Source organism: Kitasatospora sp. NPDC006697, assembly GCF_042869935.1.
Taxonomy (GTDB): Bacteria; Actinomycetota; Actinomycetes; order Streptomycetales; family Streptomycetaceae; genus Kitasatospora.
This window is the reverse complement of record NZ_JBIAGU010000006.1, coordinates 68,081-92,124: the sequence shown is the minus strand read 5'-3', so window position 1 is coordinate 92,124 and position 24,044 is coordinate 68,081. Positions and strand designations below refer to the sequence as shown.

20 protein-coding genes and 1 pseudogene are annotated in these 24,044 nt (G+C 72.8%); 1 reads left to right on the top strand and 20 read right to left on the bottom strand.

The window, feature by feature from the left end:
• Nucleotide 1: 1 nt before the first annotated feature.
• The 19 genes from ACFYNO_RS10510 to ACFYNO_RS10420 form a co-directional block, all read right to left on the bottom strand.
• Complete coding sequence (locus ACFYNO_RS10510; protein WP_388008568.1) at nucleotides 2-1,078, bottom strand: hypothetical protein; 1,077 nt, start codon at nucleotides 1,076-1,078, stop codon at nucleotides 2-4.
• A gap of 74 nt (nucleotides 1,079-1,152) precedes the next feature.
• The gene (locus ACFYNO_RS10505; protein WP_388008565.1) at nucleotides 1,153-1,743 is read right to left on the bottom strand and encodes a hypothetical protein; all 591 of its coding nucleotides are present in this window, start codon (nucleotides 1,741-1,743) and stop codon (nucleotides 1,153-1,155) included.
• Nucleotides 1,744-1,847: 104 nt separating this feature from the next.
• Nucleotides 1,848-3,116, bottom strand: coding sequence for a glutamate-5-semialdehyde dehydrogenase (locus ACFYNO_RS10500; RefSeq protein WP_388008562.1), 1,269 nt, complete (start codon nucleotides 3,114-3,116; stop codon nucleotides 1,848-1,850).
• A gap of 59 nt (nucleotides 3,117-3,175) precedes the next feature.
• Nucleotides 3,176-3,610, bottom strand: a complete 435-nt coding sequence (locus tag ACFYNO_RS10495; RefSeq protein ID WP_388008559.1) for a hypothetical protein — start codon at nucleotides 3,608-3,610, stop codon at nucleotides 3,176-3,178.
• An 84-nt stretch (nucleotides 3,611-3,694) separates the two neighbouring features.
• A complete protein-coding gene (proB, locus tag ACFYNO_RS10490) occupies nucleotides 3,695-4,831 on the bottom strand; it encodes a glutamate 5-kinase (protein WP_388008556.1) in 1,137 nt (378 codons plus the stop codon).
• Between the two features lie 105 nt (nucleotides 4,832-4,936).
• A complete protein-coding gene (gene obgE, locus ACFYNO_RS10485) occupies nucleotides 4,937-6,412 on the bottom strand; it encodes a GTPase ObgE (RefSeq protein ID WP_388008553.1) in 1,476 nt (491 codons plus the stop codon).
• 97 nt (nucleotides 6,413-6,509) lie between these two features.
• Complete coding sequence (rpmA, locus tag ACFYNO_RS10480) at nucleotides 6,510-6,767, bottom strand: 50S ribosomal protein L27 (RefSeq protein ID WP_030058248.1); 258 nt, start codon at nucleotides 6,765-6,767, stop codon at nucleotides 6,510-6,512.
• Nucleotides 6,768-6,783: 16 nt separating this feature from the next.
• Nucleotides 6,784-7,098 carry a 50S ribosomal protein L21 gene (rplU, locus tag ACFYNO_RS10475; RefSeq protein ID WP_388008550.1) on the bottom strand — a complete coding sequence of 105 codons (315 nt, stop codon included), beginning with the start codon at nucleotides 7,096-7,098 and terminating at the stop codon, nucleotides 6,784-6,786.
• Nucleotides 7,099-7,349: 251 nt separating this feature from the next.
• Complete coding sequence (locus tag ACFYNO_RS10470) at nucleotides 7,350-10,778, bottom strand: ribonuclease E/G (RefSeq protein ID WP_388008547.1); 3,429 nt, start codon at nucleotides 10,776-10,778, stop codon at nucleotides 7,350-7,352.
• 423 nt (nucleotides 10,779-11,201) lie between these two features.
• Complete coding sequence (locus ACFYNO_RS10465) at nucleotides 11,202-11,990, bottom strand: TIGR03936 family radical SAM-associated protein (RefSeq protein ID WP_388008544.1); 789 nt, start codon at nucleotides 11,988-11,990, stop codon at nucleotides 11,202-11,204.
• 176 nt (nucleotides 11,991-12,166) lie between these two features.
• Nucleotides 12,167-14,095, bottom strand: coding sequence for a TIGR03960 family B12-binding radical SAM protein (locus ACFYNO_RS10460; protein WP_388008541.1), 1,929 nt, complete (start codon nucleotides 14,093-14,095; stop codon nucleotides 12,167-12,169).
• 78 nt (nucleotides 14,096-14,173) lie between these two features.
• Entirely contained in the window at nucleotides 14,174-15,376 is a 1,203-nt protein-coding gene (gene rodA, locus ACFYNO_RS10455; RefSeq protein ID WP_388008538.1) for a rod shape-determining protein RodA, read from the bottom strand.
• Nucleotides 15,373-17,586, bottom strand: coding sequence for a penicillin-binding protein 2 (gene mrdA / locus ACFYNO_RS10450; protein ID WP_388008535.1), 2,214 nt, complete (start codon nucleotides 17,584-17,586; stop codon nucleotides 15,373-15,375). The genes rodA and mrdA overlap by 4 nt, the downstream gene beginning before the upstream one ends.
• A gap of 42 nt (nucleotides 17,587-17,628) precedes the next feature.
• Nucleotides 17,629-18,246, bottom strand: coding sequence for a rod shape-determining protein MreD (gene mreD, locus ACFYNO_RS10445; RefSeq protein WP_388008532.1), 618 nt, complete (start codon nucleotides 18,244-18,246; stop codon nucleotides 17,629-17,631).
• Between the two features lie 3 nt (nucleotides 18,247-18,249).
• On the bottom strand, nucleotides 18,250-19,197 hold the full coding sequence (mreC, locus tag ACFYNO_RS10440; protein WP_388008529.1) for a rod shape-determining protein MreC: 948 nt from the start codon (nucleotides 19,195-19,197) through the stop codon (nucleotides 18,250-18,252).
• 47 nt (nucleotides 19,198-19,244) lie between these two features.
• The gene (locus ACFYNO_RS10435) at nucleotides 19,245-20,270 is read right to left on the bottom strand and encodes a rod shape-determining protein (RefSeq protein ID WP_388009140.1); all 1,026 of its coding nucleotides are present in this window, start codon (nucleotides 20,268-20,270) and stop codon (nucleotides 19,245-19,247) included.
• A 363-nt stretch (nucleotides 20,271-20,633) separates the two neighbouring features.
• Entirely contained in the window at nucleotides 20,634-21,047 is a 414-nt protein-coding gene (gene ndk / locus ACFYNO_RS10430) for a nucleoside-diphosphate kinase (RefSeq protein WP_388008526.1), read from the bottom strand.
• 106 nt (nucleotides 21,048-21,153) lie between these two features.
• Nucleotides 21,154-21,492, bottom strand: a complete 339-nt coding sequence (locus tag ACFYNO_RS10425) for a DUF4233 domain-containing protein (RefSeq protein ID WP_388008523.1) — start codon at nucleotides 21,490-21,492, stop codon at nucleotides 21,154-21,156.
• A gap of 2 nt (nucleotides 21,493-21,494) precedes the next feature.
• A complete protein-coding gene (locus tag ACFYNO_RS10420) occupies nucleotides 21,495-22,859 on the bottom strand; it encodes a bifunctional folylpolyglutamate synthase/dihydrofolate synthase (RefSeq protein ID WP_388009137.1) in 1,365 nt (454 codons plus the stop codon).
• A gap of 50 nt (nucleotides 22,860-22,909) precedes the next feature.
• Between ACFYNO_RS10420 and ACFYNO_RS10415 the strand changes: the two are divergent.
• Nucleotides 22,910-23,170 (top strand): annotated as a pseudogene (locus ACFYNO_RS10415) (glycosyltransferase); the annotation flags it as partial.
• Between the two features lie 164 nt (nucleotides 23,171-23,334).
• On the opposite strand, the gene ACFYNO_RS10410 reads toward ACFYNO_RS10415, so the two are convergent.
• On the bottom strand, nucleotides 23,335-23,847 hold the full coding sequence (locus tag ACFYNO_RS10410; protein WP_388009175.1) for a hypothetical protein: 513 nt from the start codon (nucleotides 23,845-23,847) through the stop codon (nucleotides 23,335-23,337).
• Nucleotides 23,848-24,044 lie beyond the last annotated feature (197 nt).

Here is a 24,044-nt window from a genome sequence, read left to right as displayed (position 1 = left end):
CTCAACCCGCCGGACCGCCCAGCACCGCGCAGCCCTGCCAGGCCGGGTGCGAGCGGTCGCCCGGATCGACCGTGCCCGGCTGTCCCGCGGCCGGGCCGGTCGCCCCGGGGGCGAGCGGCTGGAGGTACTCGTCCTGGACCGCCCCGCAGGCGCTCGGCCCGGCCTGCTGCACCACGTCGACCACCCGAACCTGGGCGTTCACGATGTCGGTGCGGTCCAGGTCGAAGCGGACCTCCCGGCGCACCGTGTAGAGGCTGACCGGCCCGGTGACCGCGGCACCGGCCGGGCGCAGCGCGTAGATCAGGGTATGGTCGGCGGTCAGCTCCAGGGTGGCCGGGTCCAGCTCGCGCACCACCACGCTGCCCGCCACCTTGACCGTGTCGCTGGCCAGCGCCTCCTTCATCGGGTCGAACCGGACCATCCAGCCGGTCGCGCTGTGGTGCTGGTCGTCGCTCGGCGCGGTGGTGCCGAGGTCGAACTGGGCCTGCTCCCCCGGCGTGACCAGCGCCCGCACCGGTGCCGTCTCGCCCTGCACCAGCACCGCCTGGGACAACTCGGAGGCGATCAGGTAGCGACGCACGGTGTCCACCGCCGTGCTCACCTGGTCCGGGGTGAAGTGGGTGGTGCTGGTGCGGACGGCAGGCAGGCCGAAGCCGGCGCTGCCGTCCGCGTAGCCCGCCGCGGCCGAGAGGTTGGCGAACGGGCTGCTCGGGTCGACCGTCGGCACGGTGCCGGCGGGCGGAGTCAGCGCGGTCAGCTGGCTGGTCAGCTGGCTGCCCGCCGGGCCGCCGGCCTGGTGCTGCGGACCGGTCACCCCGAAGTACACGGCGGCCCCGAAGGCCAGCACGATGAGCAGCAGCAGGGTCAGCGCCTGGCGCGGCAGCGAGGCGAGCAGACCCAGGCCGAGCTTGTGCCGGACCGCCCGCGGCGCGCCGCCGCCCAGCCGCTCCACGGCCGACAGCTCGGTGATCCGGGCAGCCTTGACGAACGACTCGTCGAAGACGACGGATCGGTACTCGTCATCGCTTCCGGAACCGCCCTCGGGCACACCCTCCGGAGGCTCACCCGGGTCACCCATGAGTCAAGGGTAGAGCCCTCGACCGGCCCGGGAGGAGGCCCTGCGCGCAACTTCCCGGGACCGGCCGGCCGGGGTCACCCGGCGGGCTGCGGAACGGCCGGCGCGACCGGGTCGGCGCGGGCCGCGGTGGCGGCCGGGGAGGCCGGGCCGCTGGTGCCGACCACCGGGCGGCGGCCGGTGCCGTTGCCCGAGCCGCGGTAGACCGCGGCCACCGCGATCGCCACCAGGCTGACGCCCATCACGATCACCAGCACCCAGGCCAGCGGCCGGTGCCAGCGCTGCTGGGCGATCTGGCCGCGGGCGGCCGAGCGGGCGCCGTAGCCGGGCCAGCGGACGGCTCTGCGTCGGCCCCGGCCGTAGCCGGCGCCGACCCAGGGGTCGGTGTAGATCCGGTCGTCGTCGCGGCCCGCCGGGTGCGGGCGCAGTTCGAGCGGCAGTCCGTCGAAGCGGTCCCCGGAGGGTTCCCGGCTCCAGACCGACTTGCCCGCTTCCAGTTGTTCGTTCCGGGCCTCGGCGGCAGCCAACTGGCGCTCTCTGGCGCTGGGCTCGTGCACCGCGGCGGAGCGGACGAACGCCTCGTCAAAGACCACGGTGGCGAACTCGTCGTCCGCGTCACCGTGGTTGTCGCCGTCGGAGTACGGCGAGCCCCCCACATCCTCAGCCACGGACTCAGCGTATTACCGCCGACGTGATTTGTCTGTGGCTCCCGGCACTTGGGCCCGGCCGGGGGACCGGGTTGCTCCGGTCGGCCCCGGCGGGCCCTTGCGGGCTATCCGCGCACGTGGCCGTCGCCGGTGACGATGTACTTGGTCGAGGTCAGCTCCGGCAGGCCCATCGGGCCGCGGGCGTGCAGCTTCTGGGTGGAGATGCCGATCTCGGCGCCGAAGCCGAACTCACCCCCGTCGGTGAACCGGGTGGAGGCGTTGACGGCCACCGTGGTCGAGTCCACCAGCTGGGTGAAGCGGCGGGCGGCGGCCTGCGAGGTGGTGACGATCGCCTCGGTGTGGCCGGAGGACCAGCGGCGGATGTGCTCCACGGCCTGGTCCAGCGAGTCCACCACCGCGGCGGCCAGGTCCAGCGAGAGGTACTCGGCACCCCAGTCCTCCTCGGTGGCCGGCACCACGGTGGCGGGCGAGCCCTCCGCCAGCTTGAGCACCGCCTCGTCGCCGTGCACGGTCACCCCGGCGCCGGCCAGCGCGGCGAACGCCAGCGGCAGGAACTCCTCGGCGATGTCGCGGTGCACCAGCAGGCTCTCGGCCGCGTTGCAGACGCTGACCCGCTGGGCCTTGGAGTTGAGCAGGATCGCCACCGCCGTCGGCAGGTCGGCCTGCGCGTCCACGTAGACGTGGCAGTTGCCGGTGCCGGTCTCGATCACCGGCACGGTGGAGCCCTCCACCACGGCCTTGATCAGCGAGGCGCCGCCGCGCGGGATCAGCACGTCCACCAGGCCGCGGGCCCTCATCAGCTCGGTCACCGAGTCCCGGCTCTCGCCGGGCACCAGCTGCACCGCGTCGGCCGGCAGCCCGGCGCCCGCCACCGCGTCCCGCAGCACGGCGACCAGCGCGGTGTTGGAGCGGTAGGCGGAGGCGGAGCCGCGCAGCAGCACCGCGTTGCCGGACTTCAGGCAGAGCGCGGCCGCGTCCACCGTGACGTTGGGCCGGGCCTCGTAGATGATGCCCACCACGCCGAGCGGGACCCGGACCTGACGGACGTCCAGGCCGTTGGGCAGCGTGTAGCCGCGCACCACCTCGCCGACCGGGTCGGGCAGGCCGGCCACCTTGCGCACGTCGGCGGCGATCGCCGCGATCCGCTCCCCGGTCAGGGTGAGCCGGTCCACCACCGACTCGGCGGTGCCGGCCGCCCGGGCCCGCTCGACGTCCTCGGCGTTGGCCGCGGTGATCTCGGCGGACCGCGCGGTCAGCGCGTCGGCGACGGCCAGCAGCGCGGCGTCCTTGGCCGAACGCGGCAGCGGGGCGAGTGCGGCGGCGGCCGTACGGGCGCGCCGCGCGGTGGCGAGGACGGGGCTGTCGATGCTCATGCCCGAAGCCTAGCCACTGCCGACCGGCCCGCCCGCCGCCTTTCACCCGGTGAGACGGCTCAGTACGGGTGCACCCCGCCGAGCTGGCCGGCCGGCGCACCGGTGCCCTCGGCGATCCGCTGGTGGTAGGTGGCCCGGTCGATCACCTCCAGGCCGACGATCTCCCAGGGCGGCAGCTTGGCGCTGGTCCGGTGCTCGCCCCACAGCCGCAGCGCGATCGCCGCCGCGTCGTGCAGGTCGCGGGCCTGCTCCCAGTAGCGGATCTCGGCGTGGTCGGCCGCGTAGCGGGCCGTCAGGAAGAACGAGTGGTCGTGCGCCAACTGCTCCAGCCCGGCCTTCAGCGCGCCCAGCGGGGTCACCTCGCCGGCCAGGCTGAGCACCACGTGCCAGAGCCGCGCGGGCTCCGGTTCCGGCGGCGGCTCCCGCCGGGGGTGCAGTTGGCGGACGGTGGCTCCCGTCGCCGCTGCCCGCGCTTGGTCGCGCCCGAGTCCCACCGCGTCCTCCCGTTCGACGCCGATCGGTGCCGGACCGGCGCCCCGCCGCGCAACCGCCCGGACGGACCGCAGCCCGACGGTCCGTCAGCCGCGCAGCACGACCAGGTCGTCCCGGTGGATGACCTCCCGCTCGTACGCGGCGCCCAGTTCCTGGGCCAGGTCCCGCGTCGACCTTCCGAGCAGGCGCGGCAGCTCCCTCGCATCAAAGTTGACCAGGCCACGGGCCACGATGTGGCCGTTTTCGGCAAGAAGGTCCACCGGATCGCCGGCGGCGAACTCGCCGTCCACCTTGGTCACCCCGGCGGCGAGCAGCGACTTGCCGCCGTCCACCACCGCCCGGACCGCGCCCTCGTCCAGGTGCAGCGCACCGCGCGGGCTGCTGGCGTGCGCCAGCCAGAGCAGCCGGTCCGCGCTGCGCGAGCCGGTGCGGTGGAAGAGCGTGCCGGTGGTGCGCCCGGCCAGCGCGTCGGCGGCGTGCCGGGCGGCGGTGAGCACCACCGGGATGCCGGCGCCGGTGGCGATCCGGGCCGCCTCCACCTTGGTCACCATGCCGCCGGTGCCGACCCCGGCCTTGCCGGTGCTGCCGATCTCGATGCCCGCCAGGTCCTGCGGGCCGCGCACCTCGGCGATCCGCCGGGTGCCGGGCTTGCTCGGGTCGCCGTCGTAGAGGCCGTCCACGTCGGAGAGCAGCACCAGCAGGTCGGCCCGGACCAGGTGGGCGACCAGCGCGGCCAGCCGGTCGTTGTCGCCGAACTTGATCTCGGCGGTGGCCACCGTGTCGTTCTCGTTGACCACCGGGACGGCGCCCATCGCCAGCAGCTGGTCCAGGGTGCGGTAGGCGTTGCGGTAGTGCGCCCGGCGGCTGGCGTCCTCGGCGGTGAGCAGCACCTGGCCGACCCGGCGGCCGTAGCGGGCGAAGGAGGCGGTGTAGCGGGCCACCAGCAGGCCCTGGCCGACGCTGGCCGCGGCCTGCTGCCGGGCCAGGTCGCGCGGCCGCCGGTCCAGCCCGAGCGGGGCCAGGCCGGCCGCGATGGCGCCGGAGGAGACCAGCACGATCTCCGGCGGCTGCGGCCCGTCCAGCCGCCGGGCCAGCGCGTCCACCAGGGCGTCCACCCGGTCGGCGTCCAGGCCGCCGGCCGCGGTCGTGAGCGAGGAGGAACCGACCTTGACCACGATCCGACGGGCCGTCAGCACGTCCTGCCGCAGTGTCTGCTCGCTCATCGCCCTACCTCGCCGCCGCACTCCGCTGTTGCGCGCAATCTACGCGAATTCGGCGGCCCGCCCGTACCGCGTTTCACCGCATGGGATGACGCGCGGGGCCCTGCGTCACTCGTCCTCGTCGTCGCCGATCTCGGCCGGGCGGCCGGAGGAGAGCGCCTCGAAGGCGAGGAACTCGGCCTCGGCCGCGTCCCGGCCCTTCTGGCGCTCGCGGCGGCGGTCCACCGCGGGGCGCGGGGTCTCGAACCGGTGGTCCTCGCCGCGGCGGCCCAGCATCTCGGCGCCGGCGGCCATGGTGGGCTCCCAGTCGAAGACCACGGCGTTCTCGTCGGGCCCGATGATGACGGTGTCGCCCTCGTGCGCGCCGGACTTCCAGAGCTGGTCCTCGACACCGAGGCGGGCCAGCCGGTCGGCCAGGTAGCCGACGGCCTCGTCGTTGGTGAAGTCGGTCTGCCGCACCCAGCGCTCCGGCTTGACGCCGCGCACCCGGAAGGCGCCGTCCTCCTCGGTGACCGTGAAGCCGGCGTCGTCCACCGCCACCGGGCGCAGCACGATCCGGGTGTTCTCCTGCACCGGCTTGGCCGCGCGGGCCTCGGCGACGATCCCGGCCATCGCGAAGTTCAGCTCGCGCAGGCCCTTGCGGGAGGCGGCGGAGACCTCGAACACCCGGTAGCCGCGCTCCTCCAGCGAGGCCCGGGTCAGGTCGGCGATGTCCTGGCCGTCCGGCACGTCGACCTTGTTGAGCGCGACCAGCCGCGGCCGGTCCTCCAGGCCGCCGTACTGGGCCAGCTCCTCCTCGATCGTCTCCAGGTCGGTGAGCGGGTCCCGGCCGGGCTCCAGGGTGGCGCAGTCCAGCACGTGCACCAGCACGCTGCAGCGCTCCACGTGGCGCAGGAACTCCAGGCCCAGGCCGCGGCCCTGGCTGGCACCGGGGATCAGGCCCGGCACGTCGGCCACGGTGTAGACGGTCTCGCCCGCGGTGACCACGCCCAGGTTCGGCACCAGGGTGGTGAACGGGTAGTCGGCGATCTTCGGCTTGGCCGCGGAGAGCACCGAGATCAGCGAGGACTTGCCGGCGCTCGGGTAGCCCACCAGGGCCACGTCGGCGACCGACTTGAGCTCCAGCACGATGTCGCGGACCTCGCCCGGCTCACCGAGCAGGGCGAAGCCGGGGGCCTTGCGGCGGGCCGAGGCCAGCGCCGAGTTGCCCAGGCCGCCGCGGCCGCCGGCCGCGGCCACGAAGGAGGTGCCGTGGCCGACCAGGTCGGCCAGCAGGTTGCCCTGGCGGTCCAGCACGACGGTGCCGTCCGGCACCGGCAGCACGATGTCCTCGCCGAGCGCGCCGGTGCGGTGGCCGCCCGCGCCGGGCTTGCCGTTGCCGGCCTTGCGGCTGCGCGAGTGGTGGTAGTCGAGCAGGGTGGTGATCTGGCTGTCCACCACCAGGGTGACGCTGCCGCCCTCACCGCCGTTGCCGCCGTCGGGTCCGCCCAACGGCTTGAACTTCTCTCGGTGCACGGAGGCGCAGCCGTGGCCCCCGTTACCCGCGGCGACGTGCAGTTCGACGCGGTCCACGAAGGTGGTCATGAGCGGTGCCTCCATTGGGCGACGGGGGTGGGGGAAAACACGCAGGGTGGACCGGAGAACCCGATCCACCCTGCAGGGATCCAGCGGTGACGCTGGATCAGGCCTCGACGGCCACGATGTTGACGACCTTGCGGCCGCGGCGGTTGCCGAACTGGACCGCACCGGCGGTCAGCGCGAACAGGGTGTCGTCGCCACCGCGACCGACGCCCGCGCCCGGGTGGAAGTGGGTGCCGCGCTGGCGGACCAGGATCTCGCCGGCGCTGACGACCTGGCCGCCGAACCGCTTCACGCCGAGGCGCTGGGCGTTCGAGTCACGACCGTTGCGGGTAGAGCTTGCGCCCTTCTTGTGTGCCATCTCGCTATCCCCTTACTTACTTCGCGGTGTCGATGCTGGTGATACGGATGGCAGTGTGGCGCTGGCGGTGACCCTGGCGCCGACGGTAGCCGGTCTTGTTCTTGTAGCGGAGGATCGTGATCTTCTCGCCCTTGGTGTGGTCGACGACCTCGGCGTGAACCTTCACACCGGCCAGCACCCACGGGTCGGAAGTGACGGCCTCGCCGTCGACGACCAGGATGGTCGCGAGCTCCACCGAGTCACCCGGCTTGACGTCGACACGGTCGATCTCCAGCACGTCGCCGACGGCGACCTTGTGCTGGCGGCCGCCGGCGCGAACGATCGCGTACATGCGGTACCTGCTTTCCACTGCTCGGTTCGGAACTCGCCGATGCCAGCCACCTGGGTACGGACACAGGAGGCCTCCCCCGACCTGCGCGAACAGGATCAGGAGGTGAGGTGCTCGGGAGCGTGGCGTAGACACGCCGAGGGTCAAGAATACGGACCGGCCGCCCTCGGGGCAAACCGGGCGAGCCGGGCCCGGGAACGGCCGGTCCGTCCGCGGTCCGGGGCGGGCACTTGGCCCGCCCCGGACCGCGGGCGTCACTCGGCCGCCGACTCACCTTCGGCAGCGGCCGCCTTCTTGGCCGCCGCGCTGGTCCGCTTGGTGGCGGTCTTGCGGGCGGTGGTCTTCTTCGCCGCCGCTGCCGTGGTCTTCTTGGCGGCGGTGGTCTTCTTCGCGGCCGTCTTGCGGGCGGCGCGCTTCTTCGGGGCCGGGGCCTCCTCGGCCTCCTCGGCGGCCTCGGCGGCCTCGACGGCCTCCTCGGTGGTCTCGGCGGCGGGCTCCACGGCCTCGACAGCCTCGACGGCCTCGGAGGTCGGCTCGGCCGACTTCCCGGCAGCCTCGGCGGCCTCCGCGGCGGCGGCCAGCGCGGCCTCCATCACGGCCTCGGCCCGGGACTGCAGCACCACGATCTCCGGGGCCGAGGCACCGGCCGGTGCGGTGGCCTTGCGGACCGCGCGGCGGCGCGGGCGGCCGGCCGGGGCGGTCGGCTGCTCGGCGGGCGCCTCGGTGGCCTGCGGGGCCTCCTCGACCACCAGCTCCTCGACCACGGCCGGCTCCTCGCGGAGCACCGTCTCGAACTCCTCGTGCTCGTGGTCGTGCTCGTCCTCGGCCCGCTCGGGCAGCTCGTCGACCAGCGCCTCGACGGCGGTCGGCTCCTCGTGCCCGGCCCCGCCCTTGCCCCGGCGGCGGCGCTTGCCGGAGCCGGCCTCGCCGGCGGTGCCGACCGTGCCGCCACCGCCGCCGACCGAGGTCGGCTGCTCCATGTGGACGATCACGCCGCGGCCGTTGCAGTGCACGCAGGGCTCGGAGAAGGACTCCAGCAGGCCCTGGCCGACCCGCTTGCGGGTCATCTGCACCAGGCCCAGCGAGGTGACCTCGGCCACCTGGTGCTTGGTCCGGTCCCGGCCCAGGCACTCCAGCAGCCGGCGCAGCACCAGGTCGCGGTTGGACTCCAGCACCATGTCGATGAAGTCGATCACGATGATGCCGCCGAGGTCGCGCAGCCGCAGCTGGCGGACGATCTCCTCGGCCGCCTCGATGTTGTTGCGGGTGACGGTCTCCTCGAGGTTGCCGCCCTGGCCGACGAACTTGCCGGTGTTGACGTCGACCACGACCATCGCCTCGGTCCGGTCGATCACCAGCGAGCCGCCGCTGGGCAGCCAGACCTTGCGGTCCAGCGCCTTCATCAGCTGCTCGTCGATCCGGTAGGTGGCGAACACGTCCACGTCGCTGGTCCAGCGCTGCAGCCGCTCGGTCAGGTCCGGGGCCACCGAGGCGACGTAGCCGTGGATGGTGTTCCAGGCCTCGGCGCCGGAGACGATGACCTTGGTGAAGTCCTCGTTGAAGATGTCGCGGACCACCCGGACGGTCATGTCCGGCTCGCCGTAGAGCAGGGTCGGCGCGTTGCCGGTGGCCGCCTTCTTCTGGATCTCCTCCCACTGCGACTGCAGGCGCTGCACGTCGCGGGTGAGCTCCTCCTCACTGGCGCCCTCGGCGGCGGTGCGCACGATCACGCCCGCGTCGTCCGGCACGATCTTCTTGAGGATCTGCTTCAGGCGGGCCCGCTCGTTCTCGGGCAGCTTGCGGCTGATGCCGGTCATCGAGCCCTCGGGCACGTAGACCAGGTAGCGGCCGGGCAGCGAGATCTGGCTGGTCAGCCGGGCGCCCTTGTGGCCGATCGGGTCCTTGGAGACCTGCACCAGCACGGACTGGCCGGACTTCAGCACCGACTCGATCCGGCGCGGACCGCTGTGGCCGAGCTGGCCGAAGTTGACCTCACCGGCGTACAGCACCGCGTTGCGGCCCTTGCCGATGTCCACGAACGCGGCCTCCATCGACGGCAGCACGTTCTGGACCTTGCCCAGGTAGACGTTGCCGACGTAGGAGGTGGCCTGCTCCTTGTTGACGTAGTGCTCGACCAGCACGCCGTCCTCGAGCACGCCGATCTGGGTGCGCTCGCCGTTCTGCCGGACCACCATCACCCGCTCGACCGACTCGCGGCGGGCCAGGAACTCGGCCTCGGTGATGATCGGCACCCGGCGGCGGCCCAGCTCGCGGCCCTCGCGGCGGCGCTGCTTCTTGGCCTCCAGGCGGGTCGAACCCTTGATCGACTGCACCTCGTCCGGGTCGAACGCGGGCTCGGTGGAGCGGCGGCGCGGCTCGCGCACCTTGACCACCGTGCGGACGCCGTCCTCGGTGGTCTCCGCCGGCTCGGCCGCACCGTCACCGCTGCGCCGGCGGCGCCGACGGCGGCGGCGGGACGAGGCCAGGCCGCCGGCCAGCTCGTCGCCGTCCTCGTCGGCCTCCTCGGCCTCGTCCTCGACCTGGGACTGCTCGGCCACCGGCTCCTCGGCCGAAGCGGCCTCGAAGTCCTCGGCCTCGCCCCGGCGACGGCGGCGGCCACCGCGGCGGCGGCGGCGCGAGGACGGGCGGTCCTCCTCCCAGCCGTCGGCCTCCGGGCCGGTCTCCTGGGCGACCTGGGCCGGCTCGGCGGGCTCCTCGACCGGGGCCGGGGCAGGGGCCACGACCGGGGCCGGGGCCGGAGCCTTCGCCACGGCCTTGGCCGACCTGGCGGACTTCGCGGCCGACGGCGTCACCCGGACGGCCGAACGGGTCACCCGGCGGCGGCGGCCGACGCCGCTGTACTCGTACTCCTCGTCCTCGCCCGTGCGGACCGGCTCGGCCTCCACGGCCGGCTGCTCGGCCGGCGCGGCGGCGGCCGCCGGGGCCTGGGTCTGGGCCGGGGCCGGGGCCTGCGTCTGCGGCTGGGCGACGAAGGCGGCGGGCTCCTGGAAGACCGGGGCCTGGAAGATCGCGGTGGCCGGGCGGACGGCGCGGCGGCGGGTGCGGTGGTGCTCGGCGGCGGGCTGCTCGGGCTCGGCCGCGGGCTCCTCCTCGGCCACCGGCTCCTCGGCGGCGGGCTCCTCGACGGCGGCCGGCTCCTCGGCCACGGGCTCCTCGGCCACAGTGGTCACCGGCGCCTCGGCCCGCTTGCGGGTCCGACGGGCGCGCACCGGCTTCTCCTCGGCGACCGGCACCTCGACGGCAGCCGGCTCCTCGACCACGGGCTCCTCGGCCACAGTGGTCACCGGCGCCTCGGCCCGCTTGCGGGTCCGACGGGCGCGCACCGGCTTCTCCTCGGCGACCGGCACCTCGGCCGGCTGCTCCTCGACGGCGGCCGGCTCGGCCGCGGCCGGCTCGACGGCGGTCGGGGCACCGGCGGGCGCCTCGGCCCGCTTGCGGGTGCGGCGCGCCCGGACCGGCGCGGCGGGCTCCTCGGCGGCGGCCGGCTCCGGCGCGGCGGCCTCGGCGGCCTCCACCGGGATCACGGTCTCGGCGGCCTCGGCCGCGCCCTGCGGGGCACCGGCCGGACGGCTCACCGCGCGACGGCGGCGGCGCGGCGGCGCGGCATCGCCCGCCAGTTCACCTGCGGGCGTCTGCGCATCGTTGTTCTCGTTCTCAGGCATGCGGGTGGATCTCCCGTCAGGCCCCCGGGCTCCGTATCCGGGCACGGCCGGGCACCACGGGCCGGCCGCGGGCGCTCGGCGCCCTGGCCGACTCTCCACGGTGCCGCCGTGCGGACGCGAGGCCGCACAGGGGCTCGTAGTCTCGCTCGGCGCCCCGCACGGTGCGGGGTGTCGAAAGTCTTCTGGTCGGACCAGCGTTCTCAGGTTTTCCCAAGCTGCGCGGCCCCACAACCCAGGGTGGCTCCCGGGGCGGGCCCCGCCGGCCCAAAGGCGGCGTGGTGCTCCTGGGGCCGCCGACCCGTTGGCGGGCCGACCGGCCGACGAAGGAGCGGCCAGTGCGCGACGACGCTCGCTCCCCTGGGGAGCCGCGGGGGCCCGGAGCTCACGGGACCGGTTGGTTAGTCCGGTCCCCGGCTCCGCCCGCTAGGCGGACGCTGCGGCCTGCGGCTCTACGGCCGTCTCCGATGGGACGGCCGGGGCCGCAGCGCGGTCGAGCGCCAGCGGGTCGGTCACCGTGCCGGTCTCCTCGTCGAGCGGCCCCTGCGCCAGCCTGGTCACCTCAGCGGGGACCGGCAGCGCCAGGTCGGCCGTCAGACGGAGACCGGACAAGACGTCGTCTGGTCGTACGGCTGGTGTGGCGTGTCGTACTACCAGGCGCAGTATCGCACAGGGTCGCTCGATCCGGACATCGGAGGTGCCAACCGATTCCCCGACCGGACCAACCGCCACCTGGGACAGGACCGGTTCGAACCGGGCCACCGCGCCGCGCGCGTCGAAGACCCGCAGCCCGTTCTTGGTCTGCCGCTCCACCTCGACCCGCTCCGCCGCCAGGAACCGCGCCACCGCGGCGGCCGCCGCCTCCTCGCTCACCTCCGGGAGCCGGAGCTCCCAGAGCGAGGCCTCCAGCCGCTCCACGAAGTTCGGCGTCCGCACCTCGACGGCGTCGATGATGTCCAGACCGGTCGGCAGCGACTCGTCCAAACGGACCCGCAGCTGCTCCGGATCGCGGACATCGGCCAGCCCGATCTCCAGGTACTCGGCCTCACTGGCCACCCCGGTCGGCGCGGCGTTGGCGTACGACACCTTGGGGTGCGGGGTGAACCCGGCCGAGTACGCCATCGGCACCTCGGAACGGCGCAGCGCCCGCTCGAAGGCGCGCTGGAAGTCACGGTGACTGGTGAATCGCAGACGGCCCCGCTTGGTGTAGCGCAACCGAATGCGCTGAACCGTCGGCGCGGGAGGCGGACCATCCGGAGTGCGGCGTGCCAGAGTCGCTCAGTCCTTCATCAGTAGCCGGCCCCGGCCCATCGGCCGGGACATCCCATCAGTCTCACAGGGTACGCGCCCGCGGGCCGCCCCCGAACACCCAGCTCGGGGGCGGCCCCGGGTCACTTGCCGACCACGGTCAGCGGGAGCAGCTTCTTGCCGGTGGGGCCGATCTGGATCGTGGTGTCCATCTGCGGACACACCCCACAGTCGAAGCACGGCGTCCAGCGGCAGTCGTCGACCTCGACCTCCTCCAGGGCGTCCTGCCAGTCCTCCCAGAGCCAGTCCTTGTCGAGGCCGCTGTCCAGGTGGTCCCAGGGCAGGACCTCCTCGTAGGAGCGCTCGCGGGTGGTGTACCAGGCGACGTCGACGCCGGTGCCGGTGAGGCCCTTGTCGGCGGCGGTCATCCAGCGGTCGAAGGAGAAGTGCTCGCGCCAGCCGTCGAAGCGGCCGCCGTCCTCGTAGACCGCGCGGATGACGGCGCCCAGGCGGCGGTCGCCGCGGGAGAGCAGGCCCTCGACGATGCCGGGCTTGCCGTCGTGGTAGCGGAAGCCGATGTTCTTGCCGTACTTGCGGTCGCCGCGGATGGCGTCGCGCAGCTTGGCGAGGCGGGCGTCGGTCTCCTCGGCGGAGAGCTGGGGGGCCCACTGGAAGGGGGTGTGCGGCTTGGGGACGAAGCCGCCGATCGAGACGGTGCAGCGGATGTCGTTGGTGCCGGTGACCTCGCGGCCCTTGGCGATGACGTTCTTCGCCATCTCGGCGATCTGCAGCACGTCCTCGTCGGTCTCGGTGGGGAGGCCGCACATGAAGTAGAGCTTCACCTGGCGCCAGCCGTTGCCGTAGGCGGTGGCGACGGTGGTGATCAGGTCCTCCTCGGAGACCATCTTGTTGATCACCTTGCGGATCCGCTCGGAGCCGCCCTCGGGGGCGAAGGTCAGGCCGGAGCGGCGGCCGTTGCGGCTCAGCTCGTTGGCCAGGTCGATGTTGAAGGCGTCGACCCGGGTGGAGGGCAGCGAGAGGCCGATCTTGTCCTCGGTGTAGCGGTCGGCCAGGCCCTTGGCGATGTCGCCGATCTCGGTGTGGTCGGCGCTGGAGAGGGAGAGCAGGCCGACCTCCTCGAAGCCGGTGGCCTTGAGGCCGCGGTCGACCATCTCGCCGATGCCGGTGATGCTGCGCTCGCGGACCGGGCGGGTGATCATGCCGGCCTGGCAGAACCGGCAGCCGCGGGTGCAGCCGCGGAAGATCTCCACGGACATCCGCTCGTGTACCGTCTCGGCCAGCGGGACCAGCGGCTGCTTGGGGTAGGGCCACTCGTCGAGGTCCATCACGGTGTGCTTGGAGACCCGCCAGGGCACGCCGGGGGCGTTCGGGACCACGCGGGCGATCCGGCCGTCCGGCAGGTACTCGACGTCGTAGAACCGGGGCACGTAGACGCCGCCGGTGCGGGCCAGCCTGAGCAGCAGCTCCTCGCGGCCGCCGGGGCGGCCCTCGGCCTTCCACTCCTTGGTGATCCGGGTGATGTCGAGCACGGCCTGCTCGCCGTCGCCCACCACCGCCGCGTCCAGGAAGTCGGCGATCGGCTCGGGGTTGAAGGCGGCGTGGCCGCCGGCCAGCACCACCGGGTCGTCCTCGGTCCGGTCCGCGGCCAGCAGCGGGATGCCGGCCAGGTCGAGCGCGGCCAGCATGTTGGTGTAGCCGAGCTCGGTGGAGAAGGACAGGCCGAAGAAGTCGAAGGCCTTCACCGGCCGGTGCGCGTCCACCGTGAACTGGGGCACGCCGTGCTCGCGCATCAGGGCCTCCAGGTCGGGCCAGACGCTGTAGGTGCGCTCGGCCAGCACCCCCGGCTGCTCGTTCAGCACCTCGTAGAGGATCATGACGCCCTGGTTGGGCAGCCCGACCTCGTAGGCGTCCGGGTACATCAGCGCCCAGTGGACGTCGCAGGACTCCCACTCCTTGACGGTGGAGTTGAGCTCGCCACCGACGTACTGGATCGGCTTCTGAACGTGCGGGAGGAGGGCCTCCAGGCGTGGGAAGACCGACTCGACTGGCATACGGGGAAACCCTTTGTGAGAGATGCAGGCGGGTGACCCTCAAGGGTACCGGGTCGGACGAACCGGTCCGGACGCCCTTCAGCCCGCGATCGGCCGCTGGGTGCGCACCGCCTGCAGCAGACCGATCGCGATCCACCCGGCGAACATCGAGGAGCCGCCGTAACTGACGAACGGCAGTGGGATGCCGGCCACCGGCATGATGCCGAGGGTCATCCCGATGTTCTCGAAGGACTGGAAGGCGAACCAGGTGGTGACGCCGCCGGCCACCACGGTGCCGAACAGGTCGGTGGCCTGCCGGGCGATCCGGCAGCCGCGCCAGAGGATCACGCCGACCAGCAGGATGATCGCCAGGCCGCCGATGAAGCCCAGCTCCTCGCCGGCCACCGTGAAGACGAAGTCGGTCTGCTGCTCGGGGACGAACTGCCCTATGGTCTGGGTGCCGTGGAACAGGCCCTTGCCGGTCAGGCCGCCGGAGCCGATCGCGATCCGGGCCTGGGCGGTGTTGTAGCCCACCCCGGAGGGGTCGAGCTTGGGGTTGGCGAAGGCCGCGAACCGGTCGATCTGGTACTTGCTGAGGACGCCCAGCTTCCAGATCGCCGTGGCGCCGAGCCCGCCGGCCGCCAGCAGGCCGAAGAGCCAGCGGTTGGGGGCGCCGGCCGCCAGCAGGATGCCCAGGATGGTGACCGTCATCACCATCACCGACCCCAGGTCGGGCATCATCAGCACGATGCCCATCGGGATCGCGCCGAGCATCAGCGCCTGCAGCACGTTCTTGTCCGAGGGCAGTTCGCGTTCCCCCGAGTCCACCCGGGAGGAGAGGATCATCGCCATCCCGAGCACGATCGCCAGCTTGGCGAACTCGGCGGGCTGGATCGAGAAGCCGCCGCCGAACTGGATCCAGGAGTGCGCGCCGTTGATGGTGGAGCCGAGCGGGCTGAGGGTGGCCAGCAGCAGCAGGACCGCCCCCAGGTAGAGCAGCGGCACCGCGGCCCGGATCCGGTGGTGCCCTATCGCCACCGCGATGCCGAAGAGCACCAGACCCATCATCAGGTTGGTCAGGTGGCGGTAGAGGAAGTACTGCGGGTCCCCGTGGGTGAGCGAGTCGCGGCCCTTGGTGGCCGACCAGACCAGCAGCGAGCTGCCCAGCGAGAGCGCCAGCGCGGCCAGCACCATTATCCAGTCGATCCGGCGCAGCGGGGCGTCCTTGGCCAGCGCCCGGGCCAGCGGGCCCCGCTCGGGGCTGAACCGCAGCGGGCGGTACGAACCGTAGGAGGAGGTCACACCCGGCTCCTTCCGTAGGACCGGTTGGGCTCGACGGCGACCTGGTCGGTTGCGGTGGCGGGCAGCGCCGGGACCGGGGCCGGGTAGTCGACGGTGAACGAGGCGGCCTGCCGCAGCACCGCGGTGCCGTCCGGGTTGAACTTGGGCAGCTGGGTCTGCGGGGTCGGCAGCAGCGCCTTGCTGTTGTCGATCCCGCCCTTGTCGTCCACGCCGTAGAGCGCCTGGTAGATCTTGCGGACCGCGTCACCCGAGCCGCCGGAGCCGGTGCCGGCCTGGCTGATCGTCATGATCACCGCGTAGTCGTTGCTGTAGGTGGCCAGCCAGGAGGTGGTCTGCTTGCCGTAGACCTCGGCGGTGCCGGTCTTGGCGTGCAGCTGGATCTTGTCCTGCGGCCAGCCGGCGCCGGTGAACTTCCAGGCCGCGGTGCCCTCGGTGATGACGCCGGCGGTGGCCTGGTTGATGTACTGCAGGGTCTTCTGGTCGTCCGGCAGCTTGCCGGCCACCACCGGGGCGATGTCCCGGACCAGCTGGCCGCTCGGGGTGACGATCGCCTTGGCCACCGAGGGCTGGTAGAGCGTGCCGCCGTTGGCCAGCGCCGAGTAGATCCGGGCCATCTGCACCGGGGTGACCAGGGTGTCGCCCTGGCCGATCGCGTAGTTGACCGAGTCACCGGCGCGCAGCACGTTGCCGTCCACGCAGTTCTCGCGGGCGATCTGGGTGGCGTAGTCGGTGCCGCCGCCGGCCGCCTGCTTGCACCAGGCGTCCTTGTTGGCGTTGAAGAAGTCGGTCTTCCACTGGCGGTCCGGCACCCGGCCGGTCACCTCGGAGGGCAGGTCGATGCCGGTCTTGGCGCCGAGGCCGAACTGGTGGGCGGTCTTGTAGAACCAGTCGGCCGGGTCGGACTTGGGCTTGATCCCGCCGTCCTTCATCCACTGGTCGTAGGAGAGCCCGTAGAAGACGGTGTCGCAGGAGATCTCCAGCGCCTTCTCCAGCGAGATGTCACCGGCGGATTCGCCCTCGAAGTTCTTGAACTCGCGGCCGCCGATGGTCATGCTCGACGGGCACGGGTAGTGGCCGTCCAGCGAGTAGCCGGCCTGCACCGCGGCGGAGGTGGAGACCACCTTGAAGGTCGAGCCGGGGGCCGACTGGCCCTGGATCGCCCGGTTCAGCAGCGGGTAGTTGGAGTCCTGGTTGGTCAGGTTGGCGTAGTCCTTGGCGGAGATCCCGCCGACCCAGAGGTTGGGGTCGTAGGTCGGCGCGCTGGCCATCGCGATCACCCGGCCGGTGTGCACGTCCATCACTATGGCCGCGCCGGAGTCCGCCACGTAGTTCTTGTTGGTCTCCTTGTCGAACTGGGTGCGGGCGTCGTTCATGGCCTGGACCAGGTTGTCCTCGACCACCTTCTGCACCCGGGAGTCGATGCTGGTGACCACGTTGTCGCCGGGCTGGGCGGGGGTGGTGCCGGCGCTGCCGATCACCCGGCCCAGGTTGTCCACCTCCAGCCGGTCCACGCCGGTGGTGCCGCGCAGGTCCTGGTCGTAGACCGACTCCAGGCCGGCCCGGCCGATCTCGTCGGAGGGCAGGTACTTGTCCTTGCCGGTCTTGCCGGCGGTCTTGCTGACCTCGTCGTCGGTCACCGGGGAGAGGTAGCCGAGAAGCTGGGCGGCGTTGGCGCCGTCCGGACTCGGGTACTGGCGCACGGCGGTGGGCTGCGCGGTGATGCCGGGGAAGTCCTCGCGCCGTTCCATTATCTGCATCGCCTGCTGGGTGGTGGCCTGGTCGGTCACCGGGATCGGCTGGTAGGGCGAGCCGTTCCAGCAGGGCTGCGGGGTCTTGGCGTCGCAGAGCCGGACCTTGTCGGAGACGTCCTTGGCGTTCATCCCGAGCACCTCGGCCAGCCGGGCCAGCGCGGCCTTGCCGTGGTCCTTCTGCTGCAGCAGCGAGGTGCGGGAGACCGAGACCACCAGCTTGGTCTGGTTGCCGGCCAGCACCTTGCCGTTGGCGTCCAGGATCTCGCCGCGCACCGGCGGGTCGACCACCTCGCGGATGTGGTTGCTGGACGCCTTGGCGGTGTACTCGCTGCCGCTGCGGATCTGCAGGTACCAGAGGCGGCCGCCGAGCGTGCCCAGCAGCGACAGCACCAGGACCTGCAGCACCACCAGACGGATCGTCAGGCGGCGGGTGCGGCCGGTCTGCGGGATGTTGCTCACGGCTGAGGTCTCCCCTGGGTGTCAGACGTGCGGTTCGGGTGGTTACTTGGCGCTGCGGAACCGGCGGCCAGGGCCGACCGCGGAGCTCTGGCGGGTGGTGCGGTAGCGGGCCACGGTGCCCAGCCCGGAGCCGGTCGCCTCGCCGCCACCGAGCGGGCCGCCGTCGAACCGGCGGGCCAGCAGCATCACCGCGGGCACCACGAACGGGGCCAGCAGCAGGTCGTAGAGGACGGCGCTGACCAGCAGCCCGGGCAGGCCGACGTGGCGCGCCGCGGTGTCCCCGACCAGCGCGCCGACCAGCGCGTAGAGCAGGGTGGAGAGCACCGCGGAGCCGGCCACCACCAGCAGCGGCACCAGCACCGAGCGCTGCCGCCCGGGCTCGGCCCGGAACATCCCGGCGGCGTAGCCCATCAGGCAGAGCACCAGGGCGTACCGGCCGATCGCGTGGTCGGACGGCGGCGCCAGGTCGGCCAGCAGGCCGCCGGCGAAGCCGGTGAGCGAGCCGCCCGTCGGTCCGAAGACCAGGGCCAGGCCGACCACCACCAGCAGCAGCAGGTCCGGGGTGGCCCCGGGCAGCTGCAGCCGGCCGAGCACGCTGACCTGGACCACCAGGGCGAGCAGCAGCAGGACGGCGGCCAGCAGGACGCGCTTGATGGCCATCGGTCAGTTACCCCCGGAAGGTGCGGAGCTGGGCTGCGGCTGCGGTGCGGCCGGCGGCTGGGCGGCGGCCTGCGGGGTCGGGGTGCCGGTGGGCACCGGCGGCAGCACCGAGTCGCGCGGGTCGGTGCGCGGCGGCACCACGACCACGCCGACCAGGTCCAGCCGGGTGAACGAGACGAAGGGCTCGACCAGCACGGTCTTGGTCAGCTCGCCGGGGGTGGCCTCCACCTGCACCACCTTGCCGACCGGCACCCCGGGCACGAACGGGCGCCCGCTCTGCGAGCCGAAGGTGACCAGCCGGTCGCCCGCCTTGACCTGGGCCTTGCCGTTGAGCAGCTCCACCTTCATCGGGCTGGCGCCCTGGCCGGCCGCGAAGCCGATCTCGCCGCTGCCCTCCATCCGGGTGCCGGCGGTGAAGCCGGGGTCGTTGGCGAGCAGCACGGTGGCGGTGGTGCGGGCCACCGTGGTGATCCGGCCGACCAGGCCCTCGCCGTTGATCACGGTCATGTCGCGCTGCAGGCCGTCGTCGCTGCCGGCGTCGATGGTGATGGTCCAGGAGAAGCCCTGGGCCGCACCGATCGCGATCACCTGGGCGGCCTTGATGGTGTAGCCGCCGGTGCCCGCGGTGCGCAGCAGGTCGTCGAGCTGCTTGGTGCGCGCGCCGGCCAGGTCGGAGGAGGCGAGCCGCTGGCGCAGCTCGGTGTTCTCGTTGCCGATCTGGTCCAGCCGCTGCTGCTGGGTGCCCGAGTCGCGGATCGCCCGGATGGTGCGGGCTATCGGGTCGACGGCCCCCGCGGTGCCCCGCTCGACCGGGCCGAGCAGGTCGGCGGCGGTCTTGCGGGCACCGTTCAGCGGGGAGCTCTCGCCGCCCTTGATGTCCACGGTGATCAGGGCGAAGGCGACAGCCACCAGCAGGATGAGCAGCAGTCGGCTCTCTCGTGTGTCCCTCACGGCGCTGGGGCCGCCCCTCTTCTTGAGTACGTGCGGACTTCTTCGGTCTAACGACGCGGCTGCGCGTCCAGTACCTGCTGCAGCGCCTCGAACTCCTCGACGCAGCGGCCGGAGCCGAGCACCACCGAGTCCAGCGGGTTCTCCGCGATGTGGATCGGCATGCCGGTCTCGCGGCGCAGCCGCTCGTCCAGGCCGCGCAGCAGGGCGCCGCCGCCGGTGAGCACCACACCGCGGTCCATCACGTCGCCCGCCAGCTCCGGCGGGCATTGGTCCAGGGTGGTCTTGACCGCGTCGATGATGGAGTTGACCGGCTCGTCGATGGCCTCGCGGACCTCGGCGGCGGAGATCACCACGGTCTTCGGCAGGCCGCTGACCAGGTCGCGGCCGCGGATCTCGGCGTGCTCGTCCTTCTCGTTCTCGGAGCCGTAGGCGGAGCCGATGCTCATCTTGATCTGCTCCGCGCTGCGCTCGCCGAGCAGCAGCGAGTACTCCTTCTTGATGTGCTGGACGATCGCGTTGTCCAGCTCGTCGCCCGCCACCCGGATGGACTGGGCGGTGACGATGCCGCCGAGCGAGATGACCGCGACCTCGGTGGTACCGCCGCCGATGTCCACCACCATGTTGCCGGTGGCCTCGTGGACCGGGAGCCCGGCGCCGATCGCGGCGGCCATCGGCTCCTCGATGATGTGCACCTGGCGGGCGCCGGCCAGGTGGCTGGCCTCGACCACGGCGCGGCGCTCGACGCCGGTGATGCCGCTGGGCACGCAGACCACCACGCGGGGGCGGGCCAGGTAGCGGCGGCGGTGGATCTTCTGGATGAAGTAGCGCAGCATCCGCTGGGTGATCTCGAAGTCGGCGATCACGCCGTCCTTCAGCGGGCGGATGGCGATGATGTTGCCGGGCGTGCGCCCGATCATCTTCTTGGCCTCGGAGCCCACCGCCAGGATGCCGCCGGTGTTGGTGTTCACCGCGACCACTGACGGCTCGTTGAGGACGATCCCCTTGCCCCTGACGTACACCAGCGTGTTGGCAGTGCCGAGGTCGATCGCCAGGTCACGGCCGATGAACGACAGGTTGTTGGCCATGGGCTTAGGAACGCCTTCCCGAACTGGACGTCTTGGGCAGGGAGTTGTGCCTCACCCAGGCAGCGTTGGGCCGGGGGTGAGGGCTGCGGGCGGGCCGAGCGGCCCGCGAGTCGCCTCCATCGTAGCCACGCCCGGCGAGCTGGTCGGCGGGGTGGGCATGGCGTCCATTCTCCGTTGCCGAACCGCTTCTCCCGGCATTGGGACGCCGTGTCGGCGGAACCAGTTCCATATTTGAGGATCAGATTCCCACGGTTGGCTGAGCCAGGCGACTCTGACCCGACCCGGCTCAGCCTTCTTGACCGCACGTCAGCCGGAGCGGCCGAACGGGTGGTCAGGAGCGGTCGGACGCGGTCAGGCGTGGTCGGGGAAGAAGATCTTGATCTCCCGCTCGGCCGACTCGGCCGAGTCGGAGGCGTGGATCAGGTTCTCCCGCGTGATGGTCGCGAAGTCGCCGCGGATGGTGCCGGGGCCGGCCTGCAGCGGGTCGGTGGCGCCGGCCAGGCCGCGGATGCCGGGGACCACGTTCTCGCCCTCGACGATCAGCGCGATCGACGGGCCGGAGGTCATGAACTCGAGCAGCGGCTCGTAGAACGGCCGGCCCACGTGCTCGGCGTAGTGGGTCTCCAGGGTGGCGCGGTCGAAGGTCCGCAGCTCGACCGCGGCCAGCTGCCAGCCGGCCTTGCGCTCGATCCGGCTGATGATCTCGCCGGCCAGGCCGCGGCGGACGGCGTCGGGCTTGAGCAGGACGAGAGTGCGCTGGGTCACGGTGCGGCTCCAGTGAGATCGGGGCAGGTCAGGCGGCGGTGGGTGCCACCGGACAGAGGTTACCTTGGGTGAGCGAACGCCTCCCCGGGGCCCTGCCCGGTAGCGCTCAGACGCCCTCGGCCGCCGCCCGGGCCGCCTTGATCTCGTCGATCCTGCGCCCGTAGTGCACCGAGCACCACCAGAGCCCGGCGAAGATCACGCCCAGCCCGTACATGGTCGGCAGCAGCAGCCCGCTGACGATCAGACCGGCCTGCAGCACCCAGCCGACCGCCACCGCGCCGGGCCGGGTGATCACCCCGCAGAGCAGCACGCAGAGCACCATCGCGATGCCGCTGACCAGCCAGATCACCGGGGTGGAGACATCGGTGATCCGCATCGCCACGCAGGCCGCGAAGAGCACCACGAAGACCTCGCCGATCAGCGTGGCCGAGCAGAGCTGGCGCATGGTCACTTCCTCCCGAGCAGCAGGCGGGCCTCGCCCACGGTGATCACGGACCCGGTGATGAGCACCCCGGCCCCGGTCAGGTCGCCCTCCTCCTCGGCGAGCGTGACGGCGGCCTCGATGGCGTCGTCCAGCCGGGGCTCCACCACCACCCGGTCCTCGCCGAAGACCTCGACCGCCTGGGCCGCCAGGTTGTCCACCGCCATCGCCCGGTGGGTGGAGTTCTGGGTGACCACGACCTCGGCGAGCACCGGCTCGAAGGCCTCCAGCACGCCGGTCACATCCTTGTCCCCGCTGGTGCCGATCACGCCGATCAGCCGGGTGAAGCCGAAGGATTCGGCGATCGCCGCCGCGGTGACCTCGGCGCCGGCCGGGTTGTGCGCGGCGTCCAGCAGGATGGTGGGGCTGCGCCGCACCACCTCCAGGCGGCCCGGGGAGGAGACCCCGGAGAAGGCCTGGCGGACCTTGTCGAGGTCCAGCCGGCCCTCGCGGGCCGCGCCGACACCGAAGAAGCCCTCCACCGCGGCCAGCGCCATCGCCGCGTTGTGCGCCTGGTGCTCGCCGTGCAGCGGCAGGAAGATGTCGGGGTACTCGGCGCCGCCGAGCCCGCGCAGCGTCACCAGCTGGCCGCCGACCGCGATCTCGCGGTGCAGCACGCCGAACTCCAGGCCCTCGCGGGCCACCGTGGCGTCCACCTCGACGGCCCGGGCGAGGATCGCCTGGGCGGCGTCCAGCGGCTGCTGGGAGACCACCGCGAGGCCGTCGGTCTTGATGATCCCGGACTTCTCCACCGCGATCTCGCCGGTGGTGTTGCCGAGCCGGTCGGTGTGGTCCAGCGAGATCGGGGTGATCACCGAGACCGCCGCGTCGATCACGTTGGTGGCGTCCCAGCTGCCGCCCATGCCCACCTCGATCACGGCCACGTCGACCGGGGCGTCGGCGAAGGCCGCGTAGGCCATGCCGGTCAGCACCTCGAAGAAGGAGAGCGCGACCGGCTGCTGGTCGTCGACCATCCGGATGTACGGCTCGATGTCCTGGTAGGTGGCGACGAACCGCTCGGTGCTGATCGGCCGGCCGTCCAGGCTGATCCGCTCGGTCACCGACTCCACGTGCGGGCTGGTGTAGCGGCCGGTCCGCAGCTCGAAGGCGCCGAGCAGTTGCTCGATCATCCGGGCGGTGGAGGTCTTGCCGTTGGTGCCGGTGATGTGGATCGACGGGTACGCCCGCTGGGGCTCGCCCAGCAGGTCCATCAGGGCCCGGATCCGGTCCAGGCTGGGCTCGATCCTGTTCTCGGGCCAGCGCTTGGCCAGCTCGGTCTCGATCTCCCGCAGGCCGGTCGGCTCGGCGGAGTCCGCGCTGTCAGGGCGGATGGTGTACGGGTTCGGCCCGGCGCTGCTGCTCACACCGCCAAGTCTACGGAGTGCGCCACCGGAGTCCGCGCGGCGGGGCGGGTCCGTCGGACCGGCTCTCCGCCCGGTCGCTGCGCCGCCACCGGCCCGCCGAACCGGGCGATCCGGCCGCCTTCCACTGGCACCTGCTGGTGCCCTGCCGGGACGAGGCCGCGGTGATCGCCCGGACCGTCGACGGCCTGCGGACCGCCTGCCCGCACGCGCACCTCTGGGTGGTGGACGACGACAGCGAGGACGCCACCCGCGACCTGGTGCTGGCCGCCGCCGGGCGGGACCCGATGGTCGACGCCGCCCGACGCTGCCGGTGCGGCGGCGCAGCCGGGCGCACCGAGCTGCCGACCCGGCTGGCGGCCACCCCCAGCCCGTACGGCGACGGGCGGGCCACCGCGCGGATCGCCGGGCTCGCCGGCCGCCGCCTGATCCGGCGTCAGCGGCCTCAGACCCCGGCCGGCACCGGGACGGCCGCCTGGCGCAGCCTCAGCTCCTCCACCACCGCGTCGATCTCCTCCTCCGGCACCAGCGGCAGCATCATCGCCACCCCCTGCAGCAGCCCGCCGAGCAGGAAGGTGGTGTCGGCGGTGGCGGCCACCAGCTCCCGCACGCCCGCCACGTCGCCCTCCCGGACCGCCTCGATCAGCCGGGCCGCGTCCGCCGACTCCTCGTCCACCGCCACCTCGATCGGGCCCTGCGGCGCCCGCCGGGCCAGCGACCGCAGCACCCGGTCGCCGACCTCGGGCGAGTAGGCCTTGCGCACCGCCTCGGCGGCCACCCAGGCGAGCAGGGTGACGACCGCCCGTTCCTCCTCCTCGGCGAACAGCCGGTCCAACTCCTCGTCGAATGCGAGCTGATTGCCGTGCCGGAATGCCAGCAGCAGGGTCGCGGCCCGGCCCTTGGCCTCCTCCACCCGCTGAGCAGGGAGTTCGCCGGCCGTTCTGTGCACTCGCGTCATGCCACGCCTTCCCGATGCCGCCGTTGATCCGACCTGCGGAACACCGTATACGGCTTACCTTCCGGGGTCATCGAAACATGCCCGAGTGTTGTTCCTGCGGAATGCGAATCCGATCGTTTTCTGGCTTTCCGTGGAAATCTCCCGGTAATCCGTCCGGTCACCGGAAAGCAAGCGCCGCGCCGTCGAGGAGGGCGCGC

Coding starts and splice junctions, on each gene's coding strand:
- ACFYNO_RS10510 (WP_388008568.1), bottom strand. CDS start 1,078: ATGGGTGACCCGGGTGAGCCTCCGGAGGGTGTGCCCGAGGGCGGTTCC.
- ACFYNO_RS10410 (WP_388009175.1), bottom strand. CDS start 23,847: ATGACGCGAGTGCACAGAACGGCCGGCGAACTCCCTGCTCAGCGGGTG.
- ACFYNO_RS10500 (WP_388008562.1), bottom strand. CDS start 3,116: ATGAGCATCGACAGCCCCGTCCTCGCCACCGCGCGGCGCGCCCGTACG.
- obgE (WP_388008553.1), bottom strand. CDS start 6,412: ATGACCACCTTCGTGGACCGCGTCGAACTGCACGTCGCCGCGGGTAAC.
- ACFYNO_RS10425 (WP_388008523.1), bottom strand. CDS start 21,492: ATGCGCCAGCTCTGCTCGGCCACGCTGATCGGCGAGGTCTTCGTGGTG.
- rplU (WP_388008550.1), bottom strand. CDS start 7,098: ATGTACGCGATCGTTCGCGCCGGCGGCCGCCAGCACAAGGTCGCCGTC.
- ACFYNO_RS10460 (WP_388008541.1), bottom strand. CDS start 14,095: ATGCCAGTCGAGTCGGTCTTCCCACGCCTGGAGGCCCTCCTCCCGCAC.
- rpmA (WP_030058248.1), bottom strand. CDS start 6,767: ATGGCACACAAGAAGGGCGCAAGCTCTACCCGCAACGGTCGTGACTCG.
- proB (WP_388008556.1), bottom strand. CDS start 4,831: ATGAGCGAGCAGACACTGCGGCAGGACGTGCTGACGGCCCGTCGGATC.
- mreD (WP_388008532.1), bottom strand. CDS start 18,246: ATGGCCATCAAGCGCGTCCTGCTGGCCGCCGTCCTGCTGCTGCTCGCC.
- ACFYNO_RS10470 (WP_388008547.1), bottom strand. CDS start 10,778: ATGCCTGAGAACGAGAACAACGATGCGCAGACGCCCGCAGGTGAACTG.